This window comes from Mesorhizobium sp. BR1-1-13 (assembly GCF_020165515.1).
Taxonomy (GTDB): Bacteria; Pseudomonadota; Alphaproteobacteria; order Rhizobiales; family Rhizobiaceae; genus Mesorhizobium.
The window spans coordinates 62,215-87,125 of record NZ_JAIUIH010000019.1; the positions used below are offsets into that span (position 1 = coordinate 62,215).

27 protein-coding genes and 1 tRNA gene are annotated in these 24,911 nt (G+C 63.8%); 11 read left to right on the forward strand and 17 right to left on the reverse strand.

What is annotated here, in order from left to right; translation table 11 throughout:
- The first annotated feature begins 1 nt into the window (after window position 1).
- Complete coding sequence (locus tag LB533_RS28780; protein WP_224678779.1) at window positions 2-1,051, forward strand: sn-glycerol-3-phosphate import ATP-binding protein UgpC; 1,050 nt, start codon at window positions 2-4, stop codon at window positions 1,049-1,051.
- A 45-nt stretch (window positions 1,052-1,096) separates the two neighbouring features.
- On the opposite strand, the gene LB533_RS28785 is transcribed toward LB533_RS28780, so the two are convergent.
- From LB533_RS28785 to LB533_RS28795, 3 genes are all read right to left on the reverse strand, one after another.
- A complete protein-coding gene (locus LB533_RS28785) occupies window positions 1,097-2,179 on the reverse strand; it encodes an ABC transporter ATP-binding protein (protein WP_140640274.1) in 1,083 nt (360 codons plus the stop codon).
- The gene (locus tag LB533_RS28790) at window positions 2,176-3,756 is read right to left on the reverse strand and encodes an ABC transporter permease (protein ID WP_181169391.1); all 1,581 of its coding nucleotides are present in this window, start codon (window positions 3,754-3,756) and stop codon (window positions 2,176-2,178) included. Before LB533_RS28790 ends, LB533_RS28785 begins: the two co-directional genes overlap by 4 nt.
- 168 nt (window positions 3,757-3,924) lie before the next feature.
- Window positions 3,925-4,932 carry an iron ABC transporter substrate-binding protein gene (locus LB533_RS28795; RefSeq protein WP_224678780.1) on the reverse strand — a complete coding sequence of 336 codons (1,008 nt, stop codon included), beginning with the start codon at window positions 4,930-4,932 and terminating at the stop codon, window positions 3,925-3,927.
- On the opposite strand from LB533_RS28795, the gene LB533_RS28800 reads away from it, so the two are divergent.
- The 4 genes from LB533_RS28800 (at window position 4,931) to LB533_RS28815 (ending at window position 8,567) form a co-directional block, all read left to right on the forward strand.
- On the forward strand, window positions 4,931-5,233 hold the full coding sequence (locus tag LB533_RS28800) for a hypothetical protein (RefSeq protein WP_140640278.1): 303 nt from the start codon (window positions 4,931-4,933) through the stop codon (window positions 5,231-5,233). The genes LB533_RS28795 and LB533_RS28800 overlap by 2 nt on opposite strands.
- 6 nt (window positions 5,234-5,239) lie before the next feature.
- Complete coding sequence (locus LB533_RS28805) at window positions 5,240-5,791, forward strand: sigma-70 family RNA polymerase sigma factor (RefSeq protein ID WP_140513867.1); 552 nt, start codon at window positions 5,240-5,242, stop codon at window positions 5,789-5,791.
- 1 nt (window position 5,792) lies between these two features.
- The gene (locus LB533_RS28810) at window positions 5,793-6,431 is read left to right on the forward strand and encodes an NrsF family protein (RefSeq protein ID WP_140640280.1); all 639 of its coding nucleotides are present in this window, start codon (window positions 5,793-5,795) and stop codon (window positions 6,429-6,431) included.
- Between the two features lie 210 nt (window positions 6,432-6,641).
- On the forward strand, window positions 6,642-8,567 hold the full coding sequence (locus LB533_RS28815) for a PAS domain S-box protein (RefSeq protein WP_224557549.1): 1,926 nt from the start codon (window positions 6,642-6,644) through the stop codon (window positions 8,565-8,567).
- A 33-nt stretch (window positions 8,568-8,600) separates the two neighbouring features.
- Here LB533_RS28815 and LB533_RS28820 read toward each other — a convergent pair whose 3' ends face one another.
- The 7 genes from LB533_RS28820 to LB533_RS28850 form a co-directional block, all read right to left on the reverse strand.
- Window positions 8,601-9,479 (reverse strand): 3-hydroxybutyryl-CoA dehydrogenase, encoded by an 879-nt coding sequence (locus LB533_RS28820; protein WP_140500869.1) that lies wholly within the window; start codon window positions 9,477-9,479, stop codon window positions 8,601-8,603.
- A gap of 119 nt (window positions 9,480-9,598) precedes the next feature.
- Window positions 9,599-10,528, reverse strand: a complete 930-nt coding sequence (locus tag LB533_RS28825) for an electron transfer flavoprotein subunit alpha/FixB family protein (RefSeq protein WP_140640284.1) — start codon at window positions 10,526-10,528, stop codon at window positions 9,599-9,601.
- 20 nt (window positions 10,529-10,548) lie between these two features.
- Window positions 10,549-11,298: an electron transfer flavoprotein subunit beta/FixA family protein gene (locus tag LB533_RS28830; RefSeq protein ID WP_140640286.1), complete on the reverse strand. Its 750-nt coding sequence runs from the start codon at window positions 11,296-11,298 to the stop codon at window positions 10,549-10,551.
- Window positions 11,299-11,488: 190 nt separating this feature from the next.
- Complete coding sequence (locus LB533_RS28835; protein WP_140640288.1) at window positions 11,489-12,289, reverse strand: rhomboid family intramembrane serine protease; 801 nt, start codon at window positions 12,287-12,289, stop codon at window positions 11,489-11,491.
- A 31-nt stretch (window positions 12,290-12,320) separates the two neighbouring features.
- On the reverse strand, window positions 12,321-12,902 hold the full coding sequence (locus LB533_RS28840) for a cob(I)yrinic acid a,c-diamide adenosyltransferase (RefSeq protein WP_140640290.1): 582 nt from the start codon (window positions 12,900-12,902) through the stop codon (window positions 12,321-12,323).
- 25 nt (window positions 12,903-12,927) lie between these two features.
- Complete coding sequence (locus LB533_RS28845; RefSeq protein WP_140553239.1) at window positions 12,928-13,119, reverse strand: twin transmembrane helix small protein; 192 nt, start codon at window positions 13,117-13,119, stop codon at window positions 12,928-12,930.
- A 25-nt stretch (window positions 13,120-13,144) separates the two neighbouring features.
- The gene (locus tag LB533_RS28850; RefSeq protein ID WP_140640292.1) at window positions 13,145-14,011 is read right to left on the reverse strand and encodes an SDR family oxidoreductase; all 867 of its coding nucleotides are present in this window, start codon (window positions 14,009-14,011) and stop codon (window positions 13,145-13,147) included.
- A gap of 58 nt (window positions 14,012-14,069) precedes the next feature.
- Between LB533_RS28850 and LB533_RS28855 the strand changes: the two genes are divergently transcribed.
- Window positions 14,070-14,921 carry a YihY/virulence factor BrkB family protein gene (locus LB533_RS28855; RefSeq protein WP_140500876.1) on the forward strand — a complete coding sequence of 284 codons (852 nt, stop codon included), beginning with the start codon at window positions 14,070-14,072 and terminating at the stop codon, window positions 14,919-14,921.
- 80 nt (window positions 14,922-15,001) lie between these two features.
- On the opposite strand, the gene LB533_RS28860 is transcribed toward LB533_RS28855, so the two are convergent.
- Window positions 15,002-15,898, reverse strand: a complete 897-nt coding sequence (locus LB533_RS28860; protein ID WP_140640294.1) for a DMT family transporter — start codon at window positions 15,896-15,898, stop codon at window positions 15,002-15,004.
- Between the two features lie 150 nt (window positions 15,899-16,048).
- Window positions 16,049-16,918 carry a tRNA glutamyl-Q(34) synthetase GluQRS gene (gene gluQRS, locus LB533_RS28865; RefSeq protein ID WP_140640296.1) on the reverse strand — a complete coding sequence of 290 codons (870 nt, stop codon included), beginning with the start codon at window positions 16,916-16,918 and terminating at the stop codon, window positions 16,049-16,051.
- Between the two features lie 73 nt (window positions 16,919-16,991).
- Here gluQRS and LB533_RS28870 point away from each other — a divergent pair, with 73 nt between their 5' ends.
- Window positions 16,992-17,633, forward strand: coding sequence for a DNA-3-methyladenine glycosylase family protein (locus tag LB533_RS28870; RefSeq protein ID WP_140640298.1), 642 nt, complete (start codon window positions 16,992-16,994; stop codon window positions 17,631-17,633).
- A gap of 130 nt (window positions 17,634-17,763) precedes the next feature.
- Window positions 17,764-18,321 (forward strand): HNH endonuclease, encoded by a 558-nt coding sequence (locus LB533_RS28875; protein ID WP_023677956.1) that lies wholly within the window; start codon window positions 17,764-17,766, stop codon window positions 18,319-18,321.
- A gap of 342 nt (window positions 18,322-18,663) precedes the next feature.
- On the opposite strand, the gene LB533_RS28880 is transcribed toward LB533_RS28875, so the two are convergent.
- Window positions 18,664-19,182 (reverse strand): disulfide bond formation protein B, encoded by a 519-nt coding sequence (locus LB533_RS28880; RefSeq protein ID WP_140640300.1) that lies wholly within the window; start codon window positions 19,180-19,182, stop codon window positions 18,664-18,666.
- Window positions 19,183-19,264: 82 nt separating this feature from the next.
- Complete coding sequence (locus LB533_RS28885) at window positions 19,265-19,852, reverse strand: YqaA family protein (protein WP_140640302.1); 588 nt, start codon at window positions 19,850-19,852, stop codon at window positions 19,265-19,267.
- 328 nt (window positions 19,853-20,180) lie between these two features.
- Here LB533_RS28885 and LB533_RS28890 point away from each other — a divergent pair.
- Both LB533_RS28890 and LB533_RS28895 read left to right on the forward strand, forming a co-directional pair.
- A tRNA-Leu gene (locus LB533_RS28890) sits at window positions 20,181-20,265 on the forward strand.
- Between the two features lie 288 nt (window positions 20,266-20,553).
- Complete coding sequence (locus LB533_RS28895; RefSeq protein WP_224678783.1) at window positions 20,554-20,763, forward strand: hypothetical protein; 210 nt, start codon at window positions 20,554-20,556, stop codon at window positions 20,761-20,763.
- 62 nt (window positions 20,764-20,825) lie between these two features.
- Here the strand turns inward: LB533_RS28895 and LB533_RS28900 are convergent, their stop codons facing one another.
- Complete coding sequence (locus LB533_RS28900) at window positions 20,826-21,029, reverse strand: hypothetical protein (RefSeq protein ID WP_224629414.1); 204 nt, start codon at window positions 21,027-21,029, stop codon at window positions 20,826-20,828.
- A 333-nt stretch (window positions 21,030-21,362) separates the two neighbouring features.
- On the opposite strand from LB533_RS28900, the gene LB533_RS28905 reads away from it, so the two are divergent.
- Window positions 21,363-21,596 (forward strand): polymerase, encoded by a 234-nt coding sequence (locus tag LB533_RS28905; RefSeq protein WP_140640308.1) that lies wholly within the window; start codon window positions 21,363-21,365, stop codon window positions 21,594-21,596.
- Window positions 21,597-22,153: 557 nt separating this feature from the next.
- Here the strand turns inward: LB533_RS28905 and LB533_RS28910 are convergent.
- On the reverse strand, window positions 22,154-23,434 hold the full coding sequence (locus LB533_RS28910) for a GNAT family N-acetyltransferase (protein WP_224678781.1): 1,281 nt from the start codon (window positions 23,432-23,434) through the stop codon (window positions 22,154-22,156).
- The gene (locus tag LB533_RS28915; protein ID WP_224678782.1) at window positions 23,434-24,834 is read right to left on the reverse strand and encodes a lipopolysaccharide biosynthesis protein; all 1,401 of its coding nucleotides are present in this window, start codon (window positions 24,832-24,834) and stop codon (window positions 23,434-23,436) included. Before LB533_RS28915 ends, LB533_RS28910 begins: the two co-directional genes overlap by 1 nt.
- Window positions 24,835-24,911 lie beyond the last annotated feature (77 nt).

The window sequence follows — 24,911 nt, forward strand, 5'->3', positions numbered from 1 at the left end:
GATGGCGACGGTCGATCTGAGGGACGTGAAGAAGATCTACGCCGGCGGCGTCGAAGCCGTGAAGGGTGTCTCCATTGCCATTCCCGACAAGGAACTCTGTGTGCTGGTTGGGCCGTCCGGCTGCGGCAAGTCCACGCTTTTGAGGATGATCGCCGGGTTGGAGACCATATCTTCCGGCACGGTCGCTATCGACGGCAAGATTGTCAACACGATTGGCCCGACCGAGCGCGACATCGCCATGGTGTTCCAAAACTATGCGCTCTATCCGCATATGAAAGTCTACGACAACATGGCTTACGGGCTACGCAATCGCGGTACGCCCAAGGACGAGATCGACAGCAGGGTTCGTTCGACCGCCAAGGTGCTGGAGCTTTCCGCGCTGCTTGACCGGCGCCCGCGCGAGCTTTCCGGCGGTCAGCGCCAGCGCGTCGCCATGGGCCGCGCCATCGTGCGCAATCCGAAAGTCTTCCTGTTCGACGAGCCACTCTCCAACCTCGATGCCAAGCTGCGCGGCCAGATGCGGGTCGAAATCAAGAATTTGCAGCGCTCGCTCGGTGTCACCTCGGTCTACGTCACCCATGACCAACTGGAAGCGATGACGTTGGCCGATATCCTCGTCGTCATGAATGGCGGATTGGTCGAGCAGATGGGCGCGCCACTCGACATTTACGAAAAGCCGGCCTCGACCTTCGTCGCCTCTTTCATCGGCGCACCGCCGATGAATCTTCTGTCCCTTTCGGGTCTGGCGCTGACCGGCAGCAAGACGATCGACTTTGCGCCTGCGAATGCCGTCACGCTCGGCTTCCGTCCCGAGGATGCCGATGTCGCCTTGGCGGCCGAGGCACCGTCCGGCGCGCTCGCGCTGCCGACAATGGTGGAGGCGGTCGAGCCGGTGGGAGCCGACAGCTTTCTTCACTGTGCGGCAGGCGGCGACCGCATCGTCGTGCGTGTGGCCGCGCGCGCAACAGCCAAGCCCGGCGACCAGTTGCGTGTCGTGATCAAGGCCGAGAAACTTCACTGGTTCGATCAGGCTGCAAAGAGGGTCGACTGACGCCGATCTTGCATGCTGATCAGCGGGGTGCGGACCGTCGGCCGGTCACGCGAACACATGCGCCTGTCCCGACACGGTCAGCCGGACGATCTCACCAACCGCCGGCGCGTCCATGCCGGACTTGCGCAGGATCAGCGGCGTGCTGCCGATGGCGGCGGCGTCCGGCGGGTCTGGGCTGTTGAGCAATCGCACCGCGACCGTGCAGGTCGAGCCGGCGAATTCGGATTCCGTTACCTCGCCAAACAGCATGTCCGGTGTGCCCGACATGCCCTCGCGCGATGTCCGCTTGAGCCCGATCTGCTCCGGCCGCAACATGATGCGGGCGACATCGCGGCTGTCCGACGTATCGACGGCGATGCGGCCAAGCGGCGATGTGGCGAAACCGCCCGCTATCTTCGCCGGCAGGATGATGGCGTCGCCAAGGAACTCGGCGATCATCCTGTCCTTCGGCTTGAGATAAAGTTCGCGCGGCGTGCCGACCTGCGAGAACCGGCCATCGCGCATCACCGCGACCTGGCTGGCAAAGGACAGCGCCTCGGCCTGGTCGTGCGTCACCAGGATGGTGGTTATGCCGGCGGCTTCGAGCAGTTCCGCCACGGCCTTGCGCATCGAGGCGCGCAGGCCGGTGTCGAGCGCCGAGAACGGTTCATCGAGCAGCATCAGCCGTGGCTTCATCGCCATGGCGCGGGCGAGCGCCACGCGTTGCTGCTGGCCGCCGGAGAGTTCGTGTGGCCGGCGCTTCAGGATCGCCTTGTCCAGCCCAACGATATAGGCGAGCTCGACGATGCGCTCTGAGCGTTTGTACAGCCGGCGGTCCATCCCGAACCCGATATTGTCGCCAATCGTCAGGTGCGGAAACAGGGCGCCGTCCTGTGCAACCAGGCCGATACCGCGGCGGTGCGCCGGAATGGCGCCGCCGCTGTCGGCCAGCATCTTTCCGTCAAGCACAATGCTGCCCTGGTCGGGCGCCTCGAAACCGGCGATCAGCCGCAGCAAAGTGGTCTTGCCGCAGCCGGACGGCCCGACGATGGCCGTGCGGCTGCCGCTGGCAACGTCGAGATCGATGCCGGCAAGCGCCGCGACCGGGCCGTAATGCTTGTGCAGGCCACTGATTTCGAGAAAGCTCATCGTCCTGCCATCCGTTTCGACTGGGCATAGAGCAGCCAGGTCAGGGGCAGCGACATCGCCACCATGATGAAGGCATAGGGTGCGGCCGACGCGTAGTCGATCTCGCCGCTGTAGGACCAGAACGCCATCGCCAGCGTGCGGGTGCCGTTCGGCGCCAGCATCTGGGTCGCAGTCAGCTCGTTCATGATGCCGAGCCCCACCAGCGCCATGCCGGCGGCGGCACCCGGCGCCGACAGGCGGATCGTCGTCGACCACAATGCATGGAGCGGCGGCCGCCCGAGGCTGGATGCGGCGAGCTCGAGCTCCACCGGCGCCTGCGCGATCGACGCCCGCAGGCTGATCAGGGCGCGGGGCAGGAACATCAAGGCATAGGCAACCAGGATGGTGAACAGGGTCTGGTAGAGCGGCAGCGCGATGCGAACGGTGATGGTGACCAGCGCCAGCGCGATCACGACCCCGGGCAGCGATCCGACGATGTAGTTGCAGCCCTCCAGCAAGCGCTGCAAAGGCCCCGGCGCGCGGATCGAGATCCAGGCCATCGGCATTGCGGCGACGGTGGCGAGCAGCGCGCCGGCGAGCGCCAGAAACAGCGTCTGGCCGAGCGCCAGGCCGATCTCGTCGAGCCGCCAGACCTCGGCGCCGCCGGCGGCAAGCCAGCGGCCGATGGTGACGAACGGCACGCCGAGCGCCAAAAGCGTTGTGGCGGCAAGCAGCAGCAGGCAAGGCACGGTCGCCCGGCCGAGCGGCGCGCGCGGTTGATGGCGCGCCGCGCCCGAACCGACGCGGGCATAGCGCTCCTCGCCCCGCACCAGCACCTCCAGCCCGAGCAGGACGAAGCAGCAGCTCACCAGCACGCCGGCCAGCATGTTCGCGGCCGGCCCGTTGAAGGTCGACTGGAACTGGTCGACGATCGCCGTTGTGAAGGTGTCGAAGCGGATGAAGACGTAAAGGCCGTATTCGGCCAACAGGTGCAGGCCGACCAGCAATGCGCCGCCACAAATGGCAAGCCTGAGCTGCGGCAGCACGACACGCCAGAACACGCGCCAGGGACCAAGGCCGAGTGCGGCCGCGGCGTCTTCGAGCGCCGGATCGAGCCGGCGCAAGGCCGCCGATATCGGCAGATAGAGAAACGGGAAATAGGCGATGACGGAAATCAGGACGCCGGCCCACAAGCCATGCAGCCCGGGCACCATGGTGATCCAGGCATAGCTGTGCACGAAGGCGGGAATGGCGAGCGGCGCCACGCATAACCAAGCCCACAACCGTGCGCCGGACAGGTCGCTGCGCTCGGTCAGCCAGGCCAGGGTCACGGACAGGATGATGGCGATCGGCACGGCGAGCGCGACAAGCAGGACGGTGTTGGCCAGAAGCTCGCCGACACGCGGCCGGAACACCAGCGCCGAGACGGTTTCCCAGCCGGTCTGCACGGCGACCCAGACGATGAAGGCAAGCGGCAGCAGCGCCAACAGCGAAACGAAGATCGCGGCGGCAACGATCCATGACGCAGCGCGCCGGCGTGCCCTGCGGCGCGTCCTCGGCGGCAGGTCCGGGCTTGCGATGTCGGCCGCGAACTGCATCGGCTCAGACTTCGCGCCCTTGCCGCCTGGCGGCGGCAATCGAAAGACCACGATCATGGTCGGGAATACAGCGTGTCGTCATCGACGAATGCCATCTCGAAAAAACAAAACGCTCCCGCGGAATTCCCGCGGGAGCACGGCCGGTGTCCTTATTAGGACGAACGGCAACTAAAGCAAGCCGGCCGCCGTCATCAGGTCGGTGGCCTTCTTGGAGTTCAGCGTCGCGGCATCGATCTTCGGCGCCTGCAGGTCGGCCAGCGGCACCAGCTTCGGATTGGACTCCGCGCCCTTGCCGACCGCGTATTCGAAGGACGTTCCGTTCTTCAGCACGTCCTGGCCGCCCTTGCCGGTCACCCACTTCAGGAAGGCCTGGGCTTCCTTCGGATGCTTGCTCGAAGCCAGCACGCCGCCACCGGAGGTCGAGACGAAGGCGCCCGGATCCTGGTTCTTGAAATAATGCAGCGCAACGTTCTTGCTGTTTTCGCCGGTCTTGGCCTGATCGCCGAAGTAGTAGTAGTGATAGATCACGCCGCCTTCGATCTCACCGGCGTTGACCGCCTTCATCACGGTGCTGTTGCCCTTGTAGGCGGTGAAATTCTCCTTCATCGCCTTCAGCCAGTCCGCCGTCGCGGCTTCGTCCTTGAGCTGCAGCAGCGCGCTGACGATCGCCTGGAAATCAGCGCCCGACGGCGAGGCGGCCCAGCGGCCTTTCCAGCTCGGATCAGCAAGGTCGAGCAGCGACTTGGGCAACTGGTCGGCCTTGAGCTTGGTGGTATTGTAGGCAAAGACGGTGCTGCGCGCGGCAACGCCAACCCATTTGCCGCTCGCTGCCTGATAATCCTGTGGAACCTGCGCCAGCGTGTCCGCATCGACCGGCGCGAACAGGCCGGCATTCTCGACCAGCACCATGGCCGGCGAATTCTCGGTCAGGAACACGTCGGCGGGCGAGGCGGTACCCTCCGCGACGATCTGGTTGGAGAAATCGCTATCGCCGCCATTGCGCAACGTGACCTTGATGCCGGTTTCCTTGGTGAAGCCGTCGGCCCATTCCTTGGCGAGGCTCTCGTGCTGGGCATTGTAGACGATGATGCCTGTATCCTCGGCCATCGCCTGGCCAGCGATCAGGCTGACCGCCACCGCCGCGGCGCCGGCAAGGGTGGAAAGAGCGTATTTCATGGGCATCGTCCTCGATCTCGTTGAACTGGCACGCAGCACCTACCGATACATGACAGGTGTAGTCAACATTTTTGGCCTGCTTCAATCGGCCGCTGACGACATAGGCCCTATGCCAGGCGGACAATTCCGCGTGATGGCCGCGCGGGATCGCGGGATCGACGGTTCGGGGTCGCCTTCGACGAGTCGCGCGCCCAGCCCGCATTTGTCCGCAATCTTTCGTGACTTGCCGGTAGTTTGCCTTGGACATTATTTCGCCGGCCACGTAACAAATCAGCGCCGAGGCGCGAAGATCGGGGAGTGAACTCTTGTGAGCGGCAAGGACGAGGCCGAGCTTTCCCGGCTGATGCGAGCCGCGATCGCGGGAGATGAAAGGGCCTATGCCGACTTTCTGCACCGGACGGCCGCTTTGGTTCGCGGTTTTGCCAGGCGCAAGATCGTCAAAGGCGGGGTCGATCCCGAGGATGTCGTGCAGGAAACCTTGCTGGCCATTCATGTGAAACGGCACACCTGGCGTCAGGACGCACCTGTGCTGCCCTGGGTCTATGCCATCGCGCGCTTCAAGCTGATCGATGCATTCCGGCGGCGCGGACGGCGCATCGAGATCGATGTGGACGATATTGCCGAAACCTTCGCCGAGCCGGAAACGGAAACCGTCAGCGAACGCGACATCAACCGGGCGCTCGACGGCCTGCCGCCGGCACAGCGCTCGGTGGTGTCGTCCGTGTCGGTGGAGGGGCGCTCGATCGGCGACACGGCAGCCAAGTTCGGCATCAGCGAAACAGCGGTGCGGGTTTCCCTGCATCGCGGACTTGCAGCCATTGCCAAGCGGTTCGGGCAGGGGCGGTTTGGGCGGGAATGACATGAGGACCGAAGATCTCATCAAGGCGCTTGATGCCGACGCCCGCAGCAAGGCGATGCCGCTGCGCTCGGCCTGGTGGTTGGCTGCCGGCGTGGCCGCCGTGATCGCGGGTGCCGTTTTCATGATGACGATCGGTCCGCGCCCCGACTTCATGGCTGCCGCACATACGATGCGCTTTCTTTCGAAGTTCCTGTTCACCGTCGTGCTCGCCGCCAGCGCCTTCGCCTTCGTCAGGGCATTGTCGACACCGGGAGCATCGACAGGCAAGGCGGCGGCCTGGATGGCGGCTGCGCCCGTGCTCGTCGCGGTGGCCGTAGTGCTGGAGCTTTACGCCGTGCCCGAGGCCGACTGGGGCAGGCGGCTCGTCGGTTCCAACATGATGGTCTGCATGGGGCTCATCCCGCTGATCGGCATCGGCCCGCTGGCCATCTTCCTGTGGATGCTGCGCTATGGCGCGCCGACACGGCCAGTGCTGGCCGGCACGGCCGCGGGCCTGCTCGCCGGCGGGCTGGCGGCGACCTTCTATGCCGCGCATTGCTTTGATGATTCGCCACTTTTCGTCGCCACCTGGTACACGATCGCGATCGCTGCGCTGGCGCTGCTAGGCGCACTCGGCGGCCGGTTTTTCGTGCGCTGGTAGCGCGACGCCCGCTCCTGCATTCCGCGCATACCGATCCTTAATCATGCCGGCAAATGTTTGCCGGCCGGCGACATCCCCGATACCCGCGACGCAACCTTTCCTTAAAACCGATCCGTCAGGATTTTCACGGAAAATGCGATTGCCCACGGGGTGGTACAAATCGTGGCAATACGAAGGGTCATCGGGCCGGCGCCGCACAGACATGCGGGGTTGGCTTTGCTCGTGGGCGGGACAGCGGCGATTGCGGTATCGGTCCTGCTGTCGCGACTCAACCCCGGCGCCGAGACGCTCGAATTATGTGTGCAGGCGTCGGTCGGTGTGGCGGCTGGCGCACTTCTCCTGGCCGGCCTGTTCGCGCGCGTCATCCGCAAGGACCGCCGTCAGATCGCCGAGAGCGAGCAGCGCTTCCGCCGTGCCATGGAGGATTCCTCGATCGGCGTCGCGATCGTCGGCCTCGACGGGCGCATTCTCGAGGCCAACCCTGTCTTCGCCGCCATGCTCGACTACAGCCGCGAAGAGATTGAGGCGCTGACGTTCATTCAGATCACGCATCCCGACGATCATCAGATCGGGCGGGAGACGATGGAGGGCCTCAAGGCCGGCAAGATCGATTCCTTTCATTTCGAGAAGCGCTATCTCAAGAAGGACGGCACGCCCGTCTGGGCCCGGCTGGCCGGTTCTGTCATTTGCGACGGGAATAGCGGCCAGCCGCTGTATCTCGTCTCGCAGATAGAGGACATCGACGCGCGCAGGCAGGCAGAGGCGCGCATCGCAGAGGCCGAAACGCGCTGGAATTTTGCATTGGCCGGCGCCGGCCAGGGCGTCTGGGACTTCGATATGCGCAAGGGCGGCACCACCTATTCGGCGACCTGGGTCAAGATGCTGGGTTACGACGATGGCGAACTTGACGGTGACCCCGATCGTTGGCTGGCGATGATACATCCCGACGACCGCGAGGCCGTGGCCGAGGCGGACCGCGCCCATCTCGAAGGCCGCACGCCGTTCTTCGAGGCCGAATTCAGGATGCGCCACAAGGATGGCCGCTGGCTTTGGTTCCTCGACCGCGGCAAGGCGATCGAGCGCGACGAAGAGGGGCGGCTGATCAGGGCGATAGGCAGCCTGACCGACATCACCCGGCGCAAGCAGGCGGAGGAGCGTCTCGCCGTGTCGGCGGCCATGCTGGCCGACGAAAAGGAGCGCCTCAAAGTGACGCTGCAGTCGATCGGCGATGCCGTCATCTGCACCGATGCCGCGAACCGCATCACCTTCATGAATCCTGTCGCCGAAAAGCTGACCGGCGTCTCCTGCAATGATGCCCTCGGCAAGACGCTTGGCCACGTCTATTGGGCGGTCGACGAGGAGACCGGCCACAGGATCGGCGTGGCGCGGCCTGCGACCGGCGGCCAGGCAGCCGACGACCAGAACAGCCGCGCGGTCCTCATCCGGCGCGACGAGACGCGCTGCAGCATCCGGCAGGTCGTGTCGCCGATCATGAACGAGCGCAACGAATTCTGCGGACTGGTCATCGTCTTCCAGGACTTCACCGATGCGCGCGCGCTGCAGCGCCAGCTTGCCCACGCCGCCGCGCATGATGCGCTGACCGGCCTTGCCAATCGCGCGAGTTTCATACGCGCCATGGAAGACTTGGTCGATCAGGCCCGCAAGGATGGGATCGGACATCAGTTCATGTTCATCGATCTGGATCATTTCAAACTGGTCAACGACACAGGCGGCCACGCGGCGGGAGACGCATTGCTCAAGCGCGTTGCCGAGGCCGTGCGTGGCGTGCTTGGTCCGCAGGACATGGTCGCGCGTCTGGGCGGCGACGAATTCGCGGTCCTTCTGAAGTCGGGCTCGGCCGCTGGTGCCAGGATCGCGGCGCGATCCATCATCGATGCGATACAGGGCCTCGATTTCACGTGGGAAGGCCGTCCTCATTCGATCGGCGCCAGCATCGGACTGGCTCCTATCAACGCCGATTGTGGTGCGGTCGACGAGATCATCGCCAGGGCAGACGCCGCCTGCTACGTGGCCAAGGCTGCGGGTCGCGGATGCGTGTCCGTGGCGCCGGAGAACGATGCGAAGGACGACAGGGTCGAAATCGAGACGCCCAAGCCCCTGGCCGCCGCGTCGTAGCCCCGCGATCGGGCCGCGATCAACCCTGGCGGGTCAGCGTGTCGGAACGGGGTGCTCGCCGCGATAATCGTAGAAGCCGCGACCGGTCTTGCGGCCGAGCCAGCCGGCCTCGACATATTTGACCAGCAACGGGCAGGGGCGGTATTTCGAGTCCGACAGGCCGTCATGCAGCACCTGCATGATCGATAGGCAGGTGTCCAGGCCGATGAAATCGGCCAGCTGCAGCGGCCCCATCGGATGGTTGGCGCCGAGCCGCATGGCGGTATCGATCGCATCGACCGTCCCGACGCCTTCATAAAGCGTGTAAATCGCCTCGTTGATCATCGGCAAAAGGATGCGGTTGACGATGAAGGCCGGAAAATCCTCCGAGACCGTGATCGTCTTGTCGAGCTGCTTCACATAGGTCTTCGCCGCCTCGAAGGTCTGGTCCTCGGTGGCGATGCCGCGCACCAGTTCGACCAGCTTCATCAGAGGAACCGGGTTCATGAAATGGATGCCGATGAAGCGCTCGGGGCGGTCGGTCTGCGCGGCTAGCCGCGTGATCGAGATCGACGAGGTATTGGTCGCCAGTATGGCCTCGGGATTGAGCTGCGGACAAAGCTGGGCGTAGATCTTGCGCTTGACCGTCTCGTCCTCGGTCGCCGCCTCGATGACCAGGTCGGCACCGGCGAGATCGGCCATGGATGGCGCCGCCGCGATGCGCGCCATCGCCTGGTTGCGGAGCTTCTCGTCGAGCTTGCCGGACCCCACCTGGCGGGCCATGTTGCCGCTGACGGTGGCGATGCCCTTCTCGATACGGTCGGGTGATATATCGTAGATCAGCACCTTGTAGCCCGAAAGCGCGGAGACATGGGCGATGCCGCCGCCCATCTGGCCCGCGCCGATGATGCCGATCGTTTCGATCTTGCTCATTACACCGATCCCGTCGAAAAAGACCTTTGCGGCCTGCTTTTTGTGCGGTGCAAACTAAAAGGGCGGGGCGACTTCGTCTACCCCACCCCTCACAATTTAATACGCTTTGCGTCAGGGCGTCAAAGCGCCTTCTGCAACTCCGGCAGGACGACGAAGAGGTCGCCGACGAGGCCATAGTCGGCGACCTGGAAGATCGGCGCTTCCTCGTCCTTGTTGATGGCGACGATGACCTTCGAGTCCTTCATGCCGGCAAGGTGCTGGATGGCGCCGGAGATGCCGACGGCGATGTAGAGGTCGGGGGCGACGACCTTGCCGGTTTGGCCGACCTGCCAGTCATTCGGCGCATAACCGGCATCGACGGCAGCGCGGGATGCGCCGACGGCAGCGCCGAGCTTGTCGGCGACGGGCAGGATGACCTCCTGGAACTTCTCCGAGGAGCCGAGCGCGCGGCCGCCCGAGATGATGATCTTGGCCGAGGTCAGTTCCGGTCGATCGGTCTCCGACAGCCTGTTCTCGATGAAGGAGGAGAGGCCCGGATTGGCCGCGGCGCCGACGGTTTCGACAGCGGCCGAACCGCCCTCGGGCGCCGCCTGGAAGGAGGCGGTGCGCACGGTAATGACCTTCTTGGCATCGGTCGACTGTACCGTCTGGATGGCGTTGCCGGCATAGATCGGCCGCTTGAAGGTATCCGGCGAGACCACTTCGATGATCTCGGAGACCTGCGCCACGTCGAGCAAAGCGGCCACGCGCGGCGCGACGTTCTTGCCCGACGAGGTTGCCGGCGCGACGATGGTGTCATAGGAGCCGGCCAGCGACACGACGAGCGCCGCGGTCGGCTCGGCGAGACGCTCGGCAAGCTCGTCGGCTTCGGCGAGCAGCACCTTGCTCACGCCCTTCAGCTTGGCGGCGGCGTCGGCTGCGCCCTTGGCGCTCTTGCCGGCCACCAGCACATGCACGTCCGAACCGATCTGCAGCGCGGCCGACAGCGCCTTGCCGGTCTGGTCCGAAAGGGTTGCGTTGTCGTGTTCGGCGATGAGGAGAATGGTCATTTTATCTGTTCCTTCCGATCTCAGAGCACGCCGGCTTCGTTCTTCAGCTTGTCGACCAACTCGGCGACGCTCTTGACCTTGACGCCCGCCTTGCGGCCGCCCGGCTCCTCGGTCTTGATGACCTTCAGCCGCGGCTTGACATCGGCGCCGTAGTCGGCCGGGCTCTTCTCGTCGAGCGGCTTCTTCTTGGCCTTCATGATGTTGGGCAGCGAAGCGTAGCGCGGCTGGTTGAGGCGAAGGTCGGCGGTGACGATCGCCGGCATCTTCAGCTCAACCGTCTGCAGGCCGCCGTCGACCTCGCGGGTCACCCTGGCCTTGTCGCCCTCGAGCACCACCTTGGAAGCAAACGTGCCTTGCGCCCAGCCGAGAAGGGCTGCAAGCATCTGGCCGGTCTGGTTGGAATCATCGTCGATCGCCTGCTTGCCGAGGATGACCAGGCCGGGCTGCTCGGCCTCGACCACTCCCTTCAGCACCTTGGCGACGCCCAGCGGCTCGGTCTGCTCGTCGGTCTTGACCAGGATGGCGCGGTCGGCGCCCATGGCGAGCGCGGTGCGAAGCGTCTCCTGCGCCTGCTGCGGGCCGATCGACACGACGATGATCTCTTCGGCCTTGCCGGCTTCCTTGAGTCGGATCGCCTCTTCGACCGCGATCTCGTCAAACGGGTTCATCGCCATCTTGACGTTGGCCAATTCCACCGCCGAACCGTCAGCCTTGACGCGAACCTTCACATTCGCATCCACAACCCGCTTCACGGGCACAAGGATCTTCATTTTCCTGTCACCTCTCTTGAGATAGTTGGGGCGCGCTATACCAGCGTGAACCCTGTCAGAGTTGTCGAAAGCCGACATTCCGGATGGAAATTCTGCTCTTCAACCGCCTAAGGCGGGCGGAAACGCTTCCGTAGTTGCGGCAAACCCGCACGTCAATATGCCAGGGCATCGGGCAATTCACTCAATCGGTTCAGTCGGGGCCGGGGACACTTCCCCGACCCCAGCGTCGCGCAGGCTGCGCCGCAATGGGTTCGCTCACGGCCGGATCGACGGCGATGGCGGGCTGGTCGGCCGGTGCGACCTCTTCGTCCGCGCCCGCAAAAAGCGGCACGCCGCGGCTGCGCAGCACGAGCACCAGCACGGCGCCGGCGATGATGCCGCCTACGTGGCAGGCCCAGGAAATCTGGTCCTCGCCACCGGCGGCGAACATGACGATCTGGAACAGCACCCACAGGAGGAGCGGGATGAAGGCCGGGATGCGCAGCGGAATGCGAGCAAAGGCCAGCACCCAGACCTTCACCCTGGGATAGAGGATCAGGTAGGCGACGACCACGCCGGCGATGGCGCCGGAGGCGCCGATCAGCGGCACCTGCGAGTCCCACGCGATGAGGCCCTGGAAGGCGGCTCCGGCGATGGCGCACAGGAGGTAGAAGATGAGATAGCGGATATGGCCGAGCGCGTCCTCGACGTTGTCGCCGAACACCCACAGGAAGAGCATGTTGCCGCCAAGGTGGAAAATGTCGGCATGCAGGAAGGAATAGGTGAGATAGCTCAGGCTCTCGGGAATGACGATAAAACGCGGGTCGAGCTCTGCCGTGTCATGCACCACGGAGGGGATGAAGCCGAGGCCGAGCACGGCGGCATTGGTGAAATTCTCGCCGCCGAGCGCGGTGGCGCAATAGACCAGCGCGTTGGCCAGGATCAGGCCGATCGTCACATATTGCAGCCTGATGTGCCGCAGCCTGTTGGTGTCGTAGAGCGGGATGAACATCGGTGCCTGGCCTCTCCCGCCTTGGCATAGTTCAGCGGTTCTTGCCGGGAACCCATAACACGTCGGCATTTCCATTGTCATTGACCGCCCTGGCGGCGACGAACAGGAAATCGGAGACGCGGTTGATGTATTTCAGCCCGTCGCGGTTGACGTGCTCATCAGGATGCTGTGCGAGCGCCACCATCAGCCGCTCGGCCCGCCGTGCCACCGTGCGGGCGAGATGGAGCGCAGCGGCGGCCGGCGTGCCGCCGTTCAGCACGAAGGATTTGAGTGGCTGGAGGTCGTTGTTGAGGAGATCGATGTCGTGTTCGACGCGCTCGGTCTGCGCGGCAATGATGCGCAGCGGTTCGTAGCCGAGCGGCTTGCCGTCGTCGGGCACAGCCAGATCGGCGCCGAGGTCGAAGAGATCATTCTGGATGCGGGCAAGCATGGCGTCAATCGCCGGGTGGCTTGGGGCGGTGTGAACACGAGCCATGCCAATGCAGGCGTTGGCTTCGTCGACGGTGCCGTAGGCGTCTACCCTGAGATCGGACTTCAGCCGCCGCTCACCCGTGCCGAGCCCGGTGGTGCCGTTGTCGCCCGTGCGGGTGTAGATCTTGTTGAGCTTGACCACGTCGCCTCCCGAACGGCCGGTGTCCTCACTTGCGGGTGAAATACACGGCCAGCAGGATCAGCGCCAGCGCCACGGCCTGCAGCACGACGCGCGTCTGCATCAGCTTGTTGGAGGTGATGCCGGAACCGCCGCGCATCATGTTGATCAGACCCCGGACCAGCACGATCACCACGGCGACCATGACCAGGATGGCAAGGATGTTGAAGACGGATGCCATTTTGCGTTTCCAGTCCTTTTCTTGTTCAGGCGCGTTTGGCGAGCAGGCGGTGAAGCATCGATGCCGGAAGGATGCGTTTGAGCATGGCCCCGAACCTGGCCGGCACTGTTACCACATAGTGCGGGCGTGGGCGCCGCGACAGAAGTGCATGGCGAAGCGCCTTGTGGACCACTTCCGGGCCAGGTTTCAGCGCCGATTTGCTGCCGCCGCCGCGCATGCGTTCCAACTGCGCCTCATAGTCGGCGCGATGCACGGAATTCTCATGGTCGATATTCCTGAGGAACCAGGCGAGGCCATTGCTGGCGATCTTCGATTTAACCGGCCCCGGCTCGATCAGCGAAACATGGAGGCCGCTGCCGGCCAGTTCCTGGCGCTGACAGAGCATCAATGCCTCCAAAGCGTGTTTGGATGCCGAATAGGCGCCGCGAAAACGTACCGGCACCAGGCCAAGGATCGACGAGCAATGAACGATCCGGCCACCGCCCTGGCGGCGCATCACAGGCACGAGCCGGCGGGTCAGGTCGTGCCAGCCGAAGAAATTGGCCTCGAACTGCTCCCGCAAGGCGGCCACCGGCAGATCCTCGACCGCGCCCGCTTGCGCATAGGCGCCGTTGTTGAACAAGGCATCGATCCTGCCGCCGGTCCGCTCCAGCACTGAAGCCGCAAGCGCTTCGATGGAGGCAGGTTCGCGATAGTCGAGATAGAACGCCTCGATGCCATCCTTTTCCAGGGCCGCGATGTCCTCGGGCTTGCGCGCCGTGGCGAACACCCGCCAGCCTTCCGCCTTGAGCGCCCGCGCGCAATAAGCGCCTATGCCGGACGACGCGCCGGTGACGATGATGACGCGCAACGCGCGCGCCGGCGGATTCGTCTTATGACCAAGGGTTGCCATTTGCCGCATTCCCTTCCCATATTCGCGGCGTCGAGACAATCGAAGGGGAGCGCGGTTCTTGTTGCGGAATATCGTCGCCCTGCGCCGCGTACTCTACGACGCGATCGGTCATTTCAACACCGATGACGGCTGGGCGATGGCCAGCCATCTGGCAATCACCTCGCTGATGGCGCTGTTTCCGTTCCTGATCTTCGCCACCACGCTGGCGAGCTTCCTCGGCGCGCAAGCCTTCGCCGACACGGCCGTGCACCTGGTCTTTGACACCTGGCCGGAGCAAATCGCCAAACCGATCGCGCGCGAGGTGCTGAACGTGCTCACCGTGCGACGATCGGATCTGCTCACCTACGGCGTGCTGCTGGCCGCCTATTTCGCCTCGAACGGCATCGAGGCGCTGCGCACCTCGCTCAACCGGGCCTATCGCGTCACCGAGACGCGCGGCATCATCTATCGCCGTGTGCAGAGCATCTTCTTCGTGCTGATCGCCACGGCAGGCTTCCTGGCGATCAGCGTGCTCCTGGTCTTCGCGCCATTGCTGGCGCGGCTGGCCGAGGCGCATTTCGAGTGGATAAAACCCTATACGGGCACCATCACGCTGTGGCGCTACGTCATCGCCTCGACCGTCATCGTCGGCGGTCTGTTTTCAGTGCATTACTGGCTGCCGGCCGGCAAGCGCCGTTTCGTCTCGCTGATCCCCGGCATCGTCTTCACGCTCGCCGCATGGCTGATCGGCTCGACCATTTTCGCCACCTATCTCGACCATTTCTCGTCCTATGTGACGACATATGCCGGGCTTGCCTCGATCATGATCGCGGTGGTCTTTCTTTATATCGTGTCCGCGATCTTCATTCTCGGCGGCGAACTCAATGCAGCGATCAGCCGCTATCTCGAGGCGCGCGCGCGGGTGGGATGACCGGCTGAATTGAAGAACTGGAGAATTGTAGAATTGAAGAATTGAAGAAGAAGCCCCAGCGCCAGATGGCACCATTTTCCTCAATTCCTCAATTCTACAGTTCTTCCCTTGGTCTGCCGCGCCGTTGCCAGGCCAACACCGAAGGTCGTGATCGCCATGCCGGCAATCTGAAGCGCGTTGAGCTGCTCGCCGAACAAGGCCCAGGCGATGACGGCCGTCACCGCCGGCACCAGATAGAACAGCGAAGCGACCTTCGACATCTCGCCGTCGCGGATCATCACCATCAGAAGGAAGATGGCGCCGATCGACAGCACCAGCACCAGCCAGGCCATGGCGAAGATCAATTCGCCGTTGATGACGACCGTGTGGGTCTCGAAGGCCAGGGAAGCCAGGATCATCACCGAAGCGCCGCCGACATATTGCCACATGGTCGCGGCGACAAGGTCTCCGCCGGAAGCAAAACGCTTCTGCCATATTGTGCCGGCGCTCATGCCGAGCACCGAGACGAGCGAGGCTGTCAGCGTGGCCGATGTCACACCGCCGCCGAGCGCGCCGAGCTTTGGCCAAAGCACGATGACAATGCCGGCCAGGCCGACCGCGAGGCCGGCCCAATGGCGCGGCAGGATCGCCTCGCCGAGAAATTTGCCGGCGAGCACCGCCGTGATCAACGGCTGCAGGCCGACAATCAGCGCCGACAGCCCGGCGGGCATGCCCCTGTGGATAGCCCAGAAGACCGCGCCGAGATAGACTCCATGCATCAGAATGCCGGCCCCGGTGGCGTGCAATGCCTCTTCGCGGGAGGCTCTCTTGGAGCCAAGCACGACCACCAGGCCGGCGAACAACACGGCTGCCAGGACGAAGCGCGCGGCCAGGAACGTAAACGGTTCGGCCCACGGCATGGCATAGCGGGCGCCGATGAAGCCGGTCGCCCACAGGACGACGAAAGTGGCGGGGATGAGCCGCTTGACGCTGTGCATTTTCCGGGAACCGCGCTTGATGAGAATTGAGCCGTGGCGAAGCTCTAGTCCGGTTCAAGCCGGCGCGCAAAACGAAACGATTGATCCATGCATCACCGGAATTCAACCGGCCGTGTTTTCTGCAAGCTGCCCCTTCGGCCTTCGCCTGCGTCAGAGACCGACCATTCGCCTGACATCGTGAGCCGACACGCCCGCTTCGCGCAAGACGGCAAGGCCGGTGTCCTTAAGGCTTTTCGACAGCTTGCGTCCGTCGGGTCCCAGGATCAGCCGGTGATGGAAATAGGCTGGCTGCGGCAGGCCAAGCAGTTCCTGAAGCAGCCGCTGTATCCCGGTCGCGGAATAGAGATCCTGGCCGCGCACGACATGGCTCACGCCCTGCAGCGCATCGTCGACGACGACGGCAAGATGATAGCTGGTCGGGATTTCGCGGCGCGCCAAGATGACGTCGCCCCAATCGCGCGGGCGGGCCTCGACGACGCGCGTCGCGGAGAGCGTTTCGTCTGAAAATTCGTCCCATGACAAATCCTTGCCGACGCGTGCCATCGCGGCATCGACATCCAGCCGCCAGGCGAAGGGAGCGCCCTCGGCAATGCGGCGCCGGCGTTCCTTCGCCGGCAGCGCCTTGTCGACGGCGGGATAGACCGGCACGCCATCGGGATCGCGCGGCCAGTCGCGCCTTTCGCTGTCGGCGATGAAAGCCCGGATCTCCCCCCTGCTCATGAAGGCGGGATAGACCAGTTCATCCCGGATCAGCCGGTCGAGCACCGCCCCGTATTCGGCGAAGTGTTCCGACTGTCGGCGCACCGGCTCTTCCCAGCCCAACCCTAACCATCTGAGATCGGCAAGCATCCCGGCCTCGAATTCCGGCGAGCAGCGCGTGGTGTCGATATCCTCGATGCGCAGCAGCAGGCGGCCGCCGACCGCTCGCGCCAGTTTCTGGTTGAGCAGCGCCGAAAAGGCATGGCCGAGATGCAGTTCGCCATTGGGACTGGGCGCGAAACGGAATGTCAGGAGCGTCATCTCTTGAGCGGCAATCAGGTTGTGCGGCGATTTTGCCAATTGCTACCGTGCGGCCGGTTCAGGAACAAGAAACATGCAACGTATCGCCACATTGGACGACATCGCCCGGGGACTCGACGCGCTTTGCGCAATCGACCCAAGGCTGGAAAAGATCCGCGGCATGGCGGGCGAGGTGCCGTTACGGCTTTCCCAGCCGGGATTCTCGAGCCTTGCCTCGATCATCGTCTCGCAGCAGGTGTCGCGCGCCAGCGCCGATGCGATCTTCGGCCGGCTGACGAAACTGGTCGACCCTTTGACGCCGCTGGCGATCCTTGCCGCCGGCGAGGACATTTTTCGCGAGGCGGGCCTCTCGCGACCCAAGCAACACGGCCTCCTCGCCACCGCCCGGGCGGTGGCGGACGGCCTCGACCTTCATCATTTGTGTTCGCTTGACGCCGGCGAGGCAATCACGACCATGACGGCCGTGCCCGGCATCGGTCCGTGGACGGCGCAAGTGTATCTGCTGTTCGCCGCAGGCCATCCCGATATCTTCCCGGCGCGCGATGTCGCGCTCCAGACCGCCGTCGGCCATGCGTTCGGCATCGACCCGCGTCCGCCGGAGAAAACACTGATCCAGCTCGCCGAATCATGGAGCCCATGGAGAGGTGTCGCATCGCGGCTTTTCTGGTCCTATTATCGCGAATTGAAGGGCAGGGATGCCGCACCCCCGGCCTGAAAGCGCGAAAAAGCATCAAAATCTCGTTTTTTTGGGCCTTCGGACGCGTGACAATCCGCTTCACATCCCTGTCATGTCGGGCTTACAGTATCCGCGCCATTCAGGTTAGAGAACCAAGGAGGCCAACGACGTGACGGTTGCCGTATCTCCGGATGGGCTTCCAGCGCTGGTGCTGAACGCGGATTACCGTCCGCTCAGCTATTACCCCCTGTCGCTCTGGTCGTGGCAGGACGCCATCAAGGCGGTGTTCCTCGAACGGGTGAACATCGTCGCCGAATACGAGCACGCGGTGTCCTCGCCGACCTTCTCGATGAAGCTGCCGAGCGTCGTCAGCCTGAAGGCCTATGTGAAGCCGTCGCGGCATCCCGCCTTCACACGCTTCAATGTCTTCCTGCGTGACCGCTTCCAGTGCCAATATTGCGGCACGCCCGACGATCTGACCTTCGATCACGTCATCCCCCGCCACCGCGGGGGTGCCACGACGTGGGAGAATGTCGTCGCCGCCTGTTCCCCCTGCAATCTCAGGAAGGGTGGCATGATGCCGGCGCATGCCAAGATGTGGCCGTTGCAGAAGCCCTACCAGCCGACGGTGCACGACCTGCACAATAATGGCCGTCTGTTCCCGCCCAACCATCTGCATGAAAGCTGGATGGATTATCTATACTGGGATGTCGAACTGGAACCCTGAGATCGTTCGAGGATTCGGGAGGCTGGCAGTCTGGAGCGATTGTCTGCGCTTCCGGCCTTCGCCGGCCAAAGCACTCGTCAGGGATCGTCTCAGCTTAAGGCTACGGCCGGCGTAGGCCGGTGCCCCATACTTGCCAGACCATGATAGCCTGACACCCCGATGTCGGACCAGCTCGGCCGCGCTCACTTCTCAGCGGGCTTCGCGCTTGAAGACCGGCTTCCCCACTCCGTCGCTGCTTCGCCGGGGCGGATTGGGGGTCGACCTTGGCTCGGACCTTGAAAGCAGCGCCAGTCTACGCAGTCTGCCGAATTTCTGGACGAACTCTGCGTCGCGCTGGTTTATCTAGTCGCGTGAGAACGCGCCGCGGAAGGCGACGGCGGCGAGGATGAGGCTGACGATGGCGTTCCAGCCGGCCAGCGACAGGCCGAGTATGCGAAGGGCCGCCTTGTCGCAGGAGGGTGGCACGAATTTGTCGAGCGCGTCGAGCACGCCCTTGCCGCCGGTGTCGACCGGGCCAGCGCCCGCCGTACAATCGGCCGGACCCTGCCACCAAGCCCATTCGACGCCGGAGTGATAGACGCCAAGATAGAGGCCATAGAGCATCAAGAGGCCGCCGATGCCAAGCAGTCCACGCGTCAGCCATGCGGGTGCGCGCAGCATCGAGGCGATCACCGCCAGCACCATCAGCGGCACGCCGATATAGTAGGGTGTGCGCTGTTCAAGGCAGAGGTGGCAAGGGATGTAGCCGCCGAGATACTGGAAGCCGAGCGCGGAGCCCACCGTGGCGGCCATGGCGACGGCGAGAAACAGGGCCGTCCGTGTCCGTTGGCGTCCGGTGTCGACATTCATGGTCGCTGTCATGGGTCTTTCGTCCGTTGTGTTGGCCGTCCGCCAAGTCTGCGGCCGCTCTCCCGAAACCGTTACCCGGATTGGGGAACATGCGTCAGAGGGCGTATTTGACCAGGATATAGAGCAAAATCAGGGCAGCCGCCGCGGCACCGGCGATGAGGCCAAGGCGCTTTTCGATGAATTCGCGGATCGGCTCGCCGTAGCGGCGCAGCAGCCAGGCCAGAAGCAGGAAGCGTCCGCCGCGCGCCACGATCGCCAGCGCGATGAACAGCAAAAGGTTGACGCCGATGACGCCCGACAGGATCGTCACCACCTTGATCGGCGGCAGGTGGGCGGCGCCCGAGGTGATCAGCATCAGGATGATGAAGCCGATGCCCGAAGAGACGCGCAGCGCCTCGAACTCGTCATACTTGCCGTAAAATTCCAGGATCGGCTTGGCCAGCGCGTCATAGGCGTAGTGGCCGATGAACCAGCCGGCGATGCCGCCCAGCACGGAGGCGACGGTGGCGATCAGTGCATAGCGGTAGGCGCGATCCGGCCGCGACAGCGCCATCGGCAGATAAAGCACATCGGCCGGCACCAGGAACACCGAGCTTTCGACGAAGGCGATGAAGGCCAGCCACCATTCGGCGGATTTGCGCGCCGCCAGCGACAAGGTCCAGTCGTACAGTCCGCGAAGCATCGGCTCTCCTAATGTCGTAGATGACTACCGCACGTCGCCCACATGCACGGTCTGGCCGGCATAGGGGCAGGCAGAAAACCAGGGCATGGATGAAGCAGGGGGCATGCGTGACACCAAGACCCGAAGCGCGCCGCGTTCCTTCTTCCGGACGCCAGGCGCTTCGACACGACGCTTGTCTAGAAAAATTTTCCGCGCCGCACAATGGCAGTGCCCGCAGGAAACCGAAAGGTGCGGTTTGGTCGCGGCTCCGCACGCTATCGGCAACAGGCCAGTTGACGAACAGGCCTCTGACCGTATAGTCCGCGCCCATCCAGGCCGCCCGGCCTGAGCCCCTATGGCGGAATTGGTAGACGCGCTCGACTCAAAATCGAGTTCCGCAAGGAGTGCTGGTTCGATCCCGGCTAGGGGCACCATTTCAGTCGCCGCTTCGATGCGTCTGCCGCTGCTTTCCCGATCGGCGCTTCGGCAATACGGATATGGTGTCGAGGTCGTGAGCGGCTTCAGGCCAATGTCGAAGAGCGACATCCGGGGGCGGCTCGGCCGGGTGCAGGGCTGCATCCTCGGCCTGTCCAATGTGGTAGCCGCCTTCACGCTTCAGGACCTATGTTGGGCGCCTACCGTTCCTCGGTGTGGATATATTCCGGCCTTGAGATTGCCCCTTGCATCAGTTGTCGCTTATCTACCCGGAAAGGGAGGAACTCATGCCGATTCGTCAGAAAGCGCAGGAAGCTGGGGTCTTCGATTCCTCCGAAGTGGCCCTCCTTGGCCGCGTGTTCGACAGGCTGAAGCTCGACGCCCGATCGGCCCAGGAACGTGAAGCGATTTCATCCCGCATAATTGCGAATTACATGGCCGGGATCAGGGATGAGGACGAATTGGTTTCGGCATCCAAACAGCCGCTGGGACGCTAGCGCAATTCTGGTGCAAGTCGCGTCGAAACGATTCATCGACGAGCTTCGGAATTCATCCGGGTTCAACAGGGAAATCCCGCGAAGCTGAATTCGGCGATCGTGCCGTCCTCCGATCTGGTAACCCGAACAAACAGCGCACCCGGAATGCGGGGTTGCATCGGATGCCCGGTTGCCCGTCTGGCAGCCCCCGCGGGACTTGAAGCCGCCACCTCGTGCGTGCCGATAATTCTCTCGCCCAGGATTTCCTCCACCTTGTAGCTGGTCATTTTCCCCTTTGGGCGACGATCTTGACTATCGACAGAAGGAGCCCGGCCTGCTTTTGGCGGTAGGTTCGGCACTTGGCGAGCAGGCCGGGCTGTGCTCCGGCTGTCTGGTACCTTGGTGGAGGGCTTAGCCGGTGCGAAGGCAGACTGTCTCCTTCTCCTCGGAGCCGCAATTGGGACTGAAGTCCGAAGCATCGGCGCATTGGTCCTAAACCCTGAACATAAGCCGCCGTTCCTCATTGGCGTGGAAGCCGTCGAGTAAAGTCCCTTCATCGACGGTCCGTGGACGCCCGCCGTTGCTGCGAGCGGCGGGTGTCCGACTTCCGGGAGAAAGACATGCAGCTTGGCGAGATCATCGCGAACACCTTCGCCGTCCTGCTGCTGATTTGTTTTCTCGCGATCGTGTTCTTCCTGTTTGGAAAGCCGCTGTGGCCGGACCACCATGCTCATATGTCCATTATTCTCCCGGTCGACGCGATGACCACGGCTTCGGTGAGTCGGACCGCCGCGCATCCTCACCTGCCGGAGACTTTCGACATGGCCCTCGCTCGCCCAAGGCCGTCCCCGTAGGGCTCCGTGGCCGGCCGCTTTCCCATTGGCGGCTTCCCGTTGAAGTGTCCGCTGGTTCCGGCAGGCGGATTTCTTGCATTCAACGCCTGTTCCTAGCGATCCGCGCGCCACCGACGGAAGCGCCGGGGAAGAAAGAGGACGAGCGGCTCAACTCGGGCCCGGCCAGCCGTTCCAAGTTCCTGAAGAGCAATGAAGATTAGTCTCACACTCACGGCCGGATTTCGTGAGATGGACCAAAGTCCCAGGGTTTGCTCCCAAAGGTCTTATGTTACCACTTAAGTTCCGTGAATGTCCTTTATATGTTCGAATGAATTAGCTAATTCTGATGTCTGCCGCGCGGAAAAGTGCTGAAGAAAAATGGATTCACCGCCGGCAAGCGACGTGATTTATACCCAAAATCGTATCACCTTTGTAACGCTTTGTTGAAAAATTGCGACTGTTGCTCAAGTAGCTGCTGGCGAATAAACGCTATCAATACAGTGACTGTTTATCCCATGAAGCAACCGAATGCTCAAGCTTGAAGCAAGCATCCACGCGCCCGGAAGATGCGAGCGCGTCTATCGTCTCTTGAGGAGGCTCTTCATCCGGTTGCGCAGCAGGCGGGCCATGTTGCGGGTCTCTCGGTAGAGATGCAGTTGCGAGGCCGCCTGACGGGCGAGGCGGTCGGCGTCCGGCGTCAGGCCGATCACCAGCGTGCCCATCGGCTTGCGCTCGGTCCACAGCCTGCTCATCACCGGATGGTCGGGCACGGCACAGGAATCGGTCATCATGATGTTGGGGTCGTCGAGATGCTGCCTGGTCACCTCGATCATCAGCAGCGTGCCTGGGGAATAGCCGGCCAGCGTTTCGTCGTAGGCCGTCTTCCAGGTGTAGGCGACGCCGGCTTCGACGAAGACGATCAGGCATGCAATGGTGCGGCCGTCGAGCGTCAGCGAATGGATGCGGCACAGGTCCTGTTCGGCCAGCCTGTGCACGGCCTCGCGGGCGAAGGCCGCGCGGTAGCGGTCGATCGCCATGGCCGTGCGCTCGCGGCCCTTCCAGCCGGCCGCCTCCAGCGTCAGGAAGCTCTCGATGGCGTGACGGATCTCGTCCGGGCCGCGCGCCACGACATGTTCAAGCTTGCCGAGGTCGCCCAGCCGCCGCTTGAGGCGGCGGAACTCGCGGTAGTGGTGCGCACGCAGCGAGGTCTTGAGATAGTCGTCGCCGTCGCGTTCGCTTTCGAGCAGCGGACGCAGGGCGTTACCGGTGGTGACCAGCATCAGACCACGCGTCTCGGCCACAGTGGCAACCAGGCTCGCCACCGCGCCGTCGAGCCTGATGTCGGGCAGGACGAACACTTTCGGCAGCTTCAGATGCGGGCGCGACAGCATCGAAAAGAAATCCTCGACGACGCCGACCGGATCGTCGCGGTCGACCAGCGGCGTGCCGAGCGGGCCGAACGGGCTCGACCATGTGCGCATGACCGGAACCCCGAGCGGCACCACCGGCCGCTCCACCGAGAACGGCACCAGAAGGCGTAGACGGTTGCGGTATTCATCGCCGTCACGGATGACGGCCAGACGCACCTCGCGGTCTTCCAGCCGGGGCATTGCGGGGGCGAGGAAACGCGGGTTGAAGAAGACATTGGGCTCGATGGTGCGGGCGCACAGATAATCCAGCTCCTCGACGAGGTCGAACCCGGCCGACGCCGGATAGATGGCCAGTTTCCGCTCGGGCCGGTTGTTGGCGAGGATCTCGATATGGGCCGGGTCGGTGTCGCGCCCCAGTCCGGCAAGGCCGGACACCATGGCACCGGCAGGGCCGCCGCTGGTTTCCTCGAGCAAGGGGATGGCGGCCATCACGCGGCTCCTTTGGCTGGCACGAAGATCGCCATGACGATGCCGAGCTTGCGCCAGACCGTGAAGGACAGCGCGCCGGCCTCGAAGATCATGGCGAAGGCGGTGGCCATGGCGGCGCCCCACAGGCCGAAAAGCGGGATCAGCACCACGTTGAGGCCAATGTTGAAGGCCAGCGTCATGGCATAGACGGCGGCGCAGACATTCTGGTTGCCGCTCATGGTGAGCAGGCTTTCGCACGGGCCTACGGCGGCGCGCGCCACGACGCCGAAGACGAGCAGGAACAGAAGCGGATAACCCGATGTGAATTCGGGGCCGAACAGCATCAGCATCGGTTTGCCAAGCGCCAGCACCAGCAGCGCCATCGCGAGCGATGGCCAGAAGGTCCACGACACCGTCTCGCGGGCAAAGGCGGCAAGCTTTTCCGGCTCGCCATGGGTGAACTGGGCATAGCGCTGTGCGACGCCTGCCTTGACGGCGAAGTAGACGAAATGCACCAGTGCCAGTGTCTTGACCGTGGCGAAATAGACGGCGACGTCGTTGGGGTCCATATAGGCGCCGACCATCAGCACGTCGGCATTGGTGAGCAGGAAAAAGAAGCTTTCGACCAGGAAGATCGGCAGCGAGACGATGAACCATTGTGCGAAATGCACCTTCATCGGCCCGGCCGGAATCTGCCTTTCCATGCGCCGGGTGACGCCGATAAGCTGGGCGAGCGTGGTGATGTAAGTGGCGGCGATCGAGGCGAAGATCGCGGTCTTCGCGTCGGGCGCGTAGCCGGCGAAAAGCATGAGCGCCATGAACAGCAGGATCAGCACGGGCCGTATCAGATAGGTCGGCGCCAGGGCGAACAGCGCCCAGCTGTTCGCCCTGGCCTGGCCTTGCAGCAGATCCGACAGCGCTATCATCGGCAGGCAGATGACGCCGAGGATGAACGGCACGACATAGTAATTTTCGGTCCATGACGAGGCGAGCCACACGCCGAGCGCGCCGAGCCCGGCGATGAGCGTCGAAGCGATCAGGACGAACAGGCGGCTGGCCACGACGATGCCGCGCAACTCGTCGATCAGCCCGCGCTCGCGGTATTCGGGAATGAAACGGATGACCGAGGTGTGGAAGCCGAGGCAGGCGAGATTGCCGACGATGACCATGGTCACCCAGACAAGGACGAAGATGCCGTATTCGAACGAGCCCATCCAGCGTGCCATCAGCACCTGGCTGACGAAGGCAATGACGGCGCTGACGATGCGGATGGAAAAGGCGATGACCGACATGCGGCCGGCCTCGCCGCGCTCGTCGGCGGTGAACAGCACGGCGTCGACACGGCCAAGCAACGGCTCCACGCGCAGCGCCAAACGCTGCGGCAAGAACCGCCCGGCTGTCGTGGCCGCGGAAAAGCGCACCCCGATTGTTCTCCGTTTTCCGCTTCTTTTCTGGTTTTGGTGTAGCGGAGACACCTTAAGAAAGGGTGGGTGGGGAG

Excerpts from the sequence above, each read along its gene's own strand:
- LB533_RS28780 (WP_224678779.1), top strand. The coding sequence starts at position 2 with ATGGCGACGGTCGATCTGAGGGACGTGAAGAAGATCTACGCCGGCGGC.
- LB533_RS28785 (WP_140640274.1), bottom strand. The coding sequence starts at position 2,179 with ATGAGCTTTCTCGAAATCAGTGGCCTGCACAAGCATTACGGCCCGGTC.
- LB533_RS28790 (WP_181169391.1), bottom strand. The coding sequence starts at position 3,756 with ATGCAGTTCGCGGCCGACATCGCAAGCCCGGACCTGCCGCCGAGGACG.
- LB533_RS28800 (WP_140640278.1), top strand. The coding sequence starts at position 4,931 with ATGGGCATCGTCCTCGATCTCGTTGAACTGGCACGCAGCACCTACCGA.
- LB533_RS28795 (WP_224678780.1), bottom strand. The coding sequence starts at position 4,932 with ATGAAATACGCTCTTTCCACCCTTGCCGGCGCCGCGGCGGTGGCGGTC.
- LB533_RS28810 (WP_140640280.1), top strand. The coding sequence starts at position 5,793 with ATGAGGACCGAAGATCTCATCAAGGCGCTTGATGCCGACGCCCGCAGC.
- LB533_RS28820 (WP_140500869.1), bottom strand. The coding sequence starts at position 9,479 with ATGAGCAAGATCGAAACGATCGGCATCATCGGCGCGGGCCAGATGGGC.
- LB533_RS28825 (WP_140640284.1), bottom strand. The coding sequence starts at position 10,528 with ATGACCATTCTCCTCATCGCCGAACACGACAACGCAACCCTTTCGGAC.
- LB533_RS28830 (WP_140640286.1), bottom strand. The coding sequence starts at position 11,298 with ATGAAGATCCTTGTGCCCGTGAAGCGGGTTGTGGATGCGAATGTGAAG.
- LB533_RS28835 (WP_140640288.1), bottom strand. The coding sequence starts at position 12,289 with ATGTTCATCCCGCTCTACGACACCAACAGGCTGCGGCACATCAGGCTG.
- LB533_RS28845 (WP_140553239.1), bottom strand. The coding sequence starts at position 13,119 with ATGGCATCCGTCTTCAACATCCTTGCCATCCTGGTCATGGTCGCCGTG.
- LB533_RS28850 (WP_140640292.1), bottom strand. The coding sequence starts at position 14,011 with ATGGCAACCCTTGGTCATAAGACGAATCCGCCGGCGCGCGCGTTGCGC.
- LB533_RS28860 (WP_140640294.1), bottom strand. The coding sequence starts at position 15,898 with ATGCACAGCGTCAAGCGGCTCATCCCCGCCACTTTCGTCGTCCTGTGG.
- gluQRS (WP_140640296.1), bottom strand. The coding sequence starts at position 16,918 with ATGACGCTCCTGACATTCCGTTTCGCGCCCAGTCCCAATGGCGAACTG.
- LB533_RS28870 (WP_140640298.1), top strand. The coding sequence starts at position 16,992 with ATGCAACGTATCGCCACATTGGACGACATCGCCCGGGGACTCGACGCG.
- LB533_RS28880 (WP_140640300.1), bottom strand. The coding sequence starts at position 19,182 with ATGACAGCGACCATGAATGTCGACACCGGACGCCAACGGACACGGACG.
- LB533_RS28885 (WP_140640302.1), bottom strand. The coding sequence starts at position 19,852 with ATGCTTCGCGGACTGTACGACTGGACCTTGTCGCTGGCGGCGCGCAAA.
- LB533_RS28895 (WP_224678783.1), top strand. The coding sequence starts at position 20,554 with ATGCCGATTCGTCAGAAAGCGCAGGAAGCTGGGGTCTTCGATTCCTCC.
- LB533_RS28900 (WP_224629414.1), bottom strand. The coding sequence starts at position 21,029 with ATGACCAGCTACAAGGTGGAGGAAATCCTGGGCGAGAGAATTATCGGC.
- LB533_RS28905 (WP_140640308.1), top strand. The coding sequence starts at position 21,363 with ATGCAGCTTGGCGAGATCATCGCGAACACCTTCGCCGTCCTGCTGCTG.
- LB533_RS28910 (WP_224678781.1), bottom strand. The coding sequence starts at position 23,434 with ATGGCCGCCATCCCCTTGCTCGAGGAAACCAGCGGCGGCCCTGCCGGT.